The organism is Streptomyces sp. URMC 123, from assembly GCF_051386515.1.
In the GTDB taxonomy this organism is placed as follows: Bacteria; Actinomycetota; Actinomycetes; order Streptomycetales; family Streptomycetaceae; genus Streptomyces.
This window is the reverse complement of the sequence record NZ_JBPQTV010000453.1, coordinates 1-4,062: the sequence shown is the minus strand read 5'-3', so window position 1 is coordinate 4,062 and position 4,062 is coordinate 1. Positions and strand designations below refer to the sequence as shown.

Below are 4,062 nucleotides of genomic sequence, written 5' to 3'. Positions count from 1 at the left end.
GGGGGGAGGGGGCCCGGCCTTCGGCCGGGGCAAAGATTCCCGCCCCTCCGGGGCGGGGAAAGAGGGTTCGCCCCGAAAGGGCGGGCCCCCGGCCTTCGGCCGGGGGAAAGACGCCAGCCCCTTCGGGGCTGGAAAGGGGAGTTTCGTCCCGAAGGCCGGGGACAAGACCCCGCGCCTTCGGCGCGGGAAAGTGGGGTCGGGCCGGGGAAAGCCCGTGGGGCTCGCGGCGACGAGCGTCGCGTCAGGGGCGACCCACAACGTGGACGTCGCGCGAACCGAGCCCAGAGGGCACCCCGCTAGGGTGACGGGAAGATCGACGGAAGGAACGCCGATGCACCGGAACGTCGCTACGGGCGCGAAGCGCCCCCGCTTCGCGGAGGCAGGACGCCGAGTCCTGGTGACCGGCGCCTCCCGCGGCCTCGGCCGCGCCCTCGCCACCGCGTTCGCCGCCAACGGCGACCGCGTCGCCGTCCACTACGGCAGCCGCCGCGAGGACGTTGAGGCCACCCTCGCCGCGCTGCCGGGCGACGGCCACATACTCGTGGGCGCCGACGTGTCGGAGCCGGCCGGAGCCACCACACTGGTGGCCCGGACCGTCGCGGCGCTCGGCGGCATCGACGTCCTCGTCAACAACGCCGCCGTCAACACCCCGCACCCGCCCGCGACCACCCCCTTCGACGCGTGGGCCACCGCCTGGGAGCACCATGTCCGCGTCAACCTGCTCGCCACCGCGCATCTGAGCCATCTCGCGGCCCAGCGGATGATCGAGCAGGGCGGCGGTGGGCGGATCGTCAACGTCGGCTCCCGGGGCGCCTTCCGCGGCGAGCCGGACCACCCGGCGTACGGCGCCACGAAGGCCGCCGTGCACGCGCTCGGCCAGTCGCTGGCCGTGGCGCTCGCCCCGCACGGCATCGCCGTCACCTCCGTCGCGCCCGGCTTCATCGAGACGGACCGGGTCGCGCCGCGGCTCGCCGGGGAGCAGGGCGCCGCCATCCGGGCCCAGAGCCCGTTCGGCCGGGTCGCCGACCCGGCCGAGATCGCGGACGCCGTCCTCTGGCTCGCCTCGCCGCGCGCCGAGTGGGCCTCGGGAACCGTGGTGGACCTCAACGGCGCGTCGCACCTGCGCACCTGAGCCCGGGGCGGGCCGGGCCCCGCTCGGCCGAAGGAGAACATCGGACCTTTCCGGCCGTCCGACGCGCGGCGGGCGGCCGCTCGACAACGCCCGACGGCGCCCGGCGAGTTGAGCCGATCCCCGTGGGCCGCGGCCCGGACGAATCCGGAGGCGCACCTGCATGGGGGCTGCGATGCGGCCGGGCCGAAGCCGTAGGCTGGGTTCGCACGCAATGGAACGGCAGCCGGCGGCGGTCAGGGCGACCGCCCCGGTCGGAAGGAGGCGCTGGGTGATCGAGCTCGAGGGGGTGCCCGAGCTGATCGACCCGGTCATGGTGGCCGCGTTCGAAGGCTGGAACGACGCCGGCGACGCCGCCTCCGCCGCGGTCGAGCACCTGGACCGGGAGTGGAAGGGTGAGGTCTTCGCGGCGCTGGACGCGGAGGACTATTACGACTTCCAGGTGAACCGGCCGACCGTGTTCATGGACGGCGGAGTCCGGAAGATCACCTGGCCCACCACGCGGCTCTCGGTGGTCCGGGTCGGCGGGGCGAAGCCGCGCGACCTGGTGCTGGTGCGCGGCATCGAACCCAGCATGCGCTGGCGCTCTTTCTGCAACGAGCTGCTGGGCTTCGCCCATGAGCTGGGCGTCGAGATGGTGGTCGTCCTCGGGGCGCTGCTGGGCGACACCCCGCACACCCGCCCGGTCCCCGTCAGCGGGGTCACCTCGGACCCGGACCTCGCCCGCACGATGGACCTGGAGGAGACCCGCTACGAGGGCCCCACCGGCATCGTGGGCATCCTGCAGGAGGCGTGCACCCACGCCGGTGTGCCGGCGGTGAGCCTGTGGGCCGCGGTGCCGCACTACGTCTCCCAGCCGCCGAACCCGAAGGCGACCCTGGCGCTGCTCAACCGGCTGGAGGACCTCATCGACCTGCGCATTCCGCTGGGCGAGCTGCCGGAGGACGCGCGCGCCTGGCAGCTGGGCGTGGACCAGCTGGCGGCGGAGGACAGCGAGGTCGCCGAGTACGTGCAGTCGCTGGAGCAGGCGCGGGACACGGCCGATCTGCCGGAGGCGTCGGGCGAGGCGATCGCGCGTGAGTTCGAGCGCTATCTGCGCCGCCGCGACGGCCAGCCCGGCCCCGCCACGGGCCCCGGCCCCGTCGCCGGCCCAGGCCCCGGCCCCGGTCAGCCGGCCGCGGGCCACGCCACGGACGGCGGCCTCGGGGAGTCGAGAGACGCCCGGGAGTCCAGAGAGCCGAAGGAGTCGAGAGACTCACGGGACGGCAGGGACCTGCGGGACGGCGGCGGCAAGGAGGCCCGGGGCGAGGGCCGCGAGGGCTCGTATCTGCGGGACAGCACCAGCGGGCGGACGCGGCCGCGCAAGCCGTCGGCGCGGGACGAGGGCGCCACGGCGCGCGAGGACGGCCCGGCGGCCGGCCGGGCTCCGGCGGAAGGCACCGCTCCCGCCGGGAACGCGCCCGCGGAGGGCTCGGCTCCGGCGCAGGACTCCCCCACCGAGGCCGGCCCCGGCCGGGGCGACCCCGACACGGACTCCGCCGGTGCCGATTCCCCGGAGGTTCCCCCCGGCGAGGCGAGTGCCCCGGACCCGAACACGCCGGACACCCCGGACGCCCCGAACGGCCCGGTCGACGACGGGCGCGGCGGACGCGGACCCGACACCGAACAGGGGCCGGGTTCCGGCTCCGGCACGGGTGCCGACTAGGACCTGAAGGGGGGTGGCGCGGCGCGCCACCCCCTCGCGCGTGACGCCCGGGCCCCGGGTCCCGAAGCCCCGCCGCTCAGTCGCCCCGCACCAGCGGCACGGCCACGACGGTGTACGGCGTCGTGGGCAGCGGCGGGTCCACGTCGAAGCGCGCGTTGGGCAGATAGAGCCGATTGCCGAAGGCCGCGGCGGTGGTCGGTATCGCGAACCGCGGGTCGGTGATCCGGGTGATCGCCTCGGCGCGGGTGCCGGCCGCGTCCAGCCGGAGGACGTCCACGGCGTTCTGCCGCTGCTGGACCACGTAGAGCGTCCGGCCGAGGCGCAACAGCCCGTCCGCGTCGACCAGTCGGGGCCCGGTGTGCGGCACCGCGCGCGCGTCCCCGGTGCGCGGGTCGACCCGGAACAGCGCCCCCGAGGGGGCGTTGGTCACCAGCAGGGCGCGGCCGTCGGGCGTACGGGCGATGCCGTTGGCGGTGAACGCCGGGCCTTGCGTCCACTCGCCGGTGAGCGGCAGGGTGACGATGTCGCGCGGCTCGGGCAGCCGCCCGTACGGCCCCAGGGGCAGCACGAACAGCCAGGGGTTGAAGGAGTCGGTGACATAGGCGGCGCGCGGGGTCAGGATCACGTCGTTGACCATGGTCGCCGCGTTGCCGAGGGGGTAGGTGGCGAGGACCCTGCCGGTGCGGGAGTCGACCACGCGGGCCTCGCGGGAGGACCCGCCGCCGATGAAGAGCCTGCCCCTGCGGTCGATCTTGAGGCCGACGGCCGGCTTCCCGGGCCCCTCGCCGATGGGCGCGCCCCGGCCGGTGGCGAGGTCGGCGCGGTAGATCGTCCCGTCGCCCAGGGAGCCGAGGTACGCGTACGGGCCGGAGCCGATGGCGATGCCCTCGGGGCGGAAGCCGTCGGGCAGGGCGAGCGTGGTGGGCCAGGGCTTGCGCTCGCGGCGGGCGCCGGAGGAGGCGCGGGCCCCGCCGGCCAGCGGCCCCAGCACCGCGGCGCCGCCCAGGGCGGCCCCCGCCGCGAGGACCCCCCGACGGGTGACGGGCGAGACGTGACGTTTCATGCCGCACATCCTTTCCAGGCGATCCGGGCCCTTCCGGCGGTGCCGGGCGAGGGCGGACGGGGGCCGGGGCGGTGCCGGGTGGTGCCGGGTGGTGCCGGGTGGTTCCGTTGGTGCCGTTGGTGCAGACAGTGCCGGGCGGGGCGGCAGGGTCCGGTGGGGCGAGCG

2 protein-coding genes and 1 pseudogene are annotated in these 4,062 nt (G+C 76.2%); 2 read left to right on the top strand and 1 reads right to left on the bottom strand.

The genetic code is table 11. From position 1 onward, the window contains the following. Window positions 1-331: 331 nt before the first annotated feature. Window positions 332-1,132, top strand: coding sequence for an SDR family NAD(P)-dependent oxidoreductase (locus ACSNOD_RS29170; protein WP_436770076.1), 801 nt, complete (start codon window positions 332-334; stop codon window positions 1,130-1,132). Window positions 1,133-1,400: 268 nt separating this feature from the next. After that, window positions 1,401-2,330 (top strand): annotated as a pseudogene (locus ACSNOD_RS29165) (PAC2 family protein); the annotation flags it as partial. Between the two features lie 580 nt (window positions 2,331-2,910). Here ACSNOD_RS29165 and ACSNOD_RS29160 read toward each other — a convergent pair. Then, window positions 2,911-3,897 carry an SMP-30/gluconolactonase/LRE family protein gene (locus tag ACSNOD_RS29160; protein ID WP_436770075.1) on the bottom strand — a complete coding sequence of 329 codons (987 nt, stop codon included), beginning with the start codon at window positions 3,895-3,897 and terminating at the stop codon, window positions 2,911-2,913. Window positions 3,898-4,062 lie beyond the last annotated feature (165 nt).

What these genes read in the sequence shown, in the direction of transcription:
- ACSNOD_RS29170 (WP_436770076.1), top strand. Translation starts at nt 332, where the DNA reads ATGCACCGGAACGTCGCTACGGGCGCGAAGCGCCCCCGCTTCGCGGAG.
- ACSNOD_RS29160 (WP_436770075.1), bottom strand. Translation starts at nt 3,897, where the DNA reads ATGAAACGTCACGTCTCGCCCGTCACCCGTCGGGGGGTCCTCGCGGCG.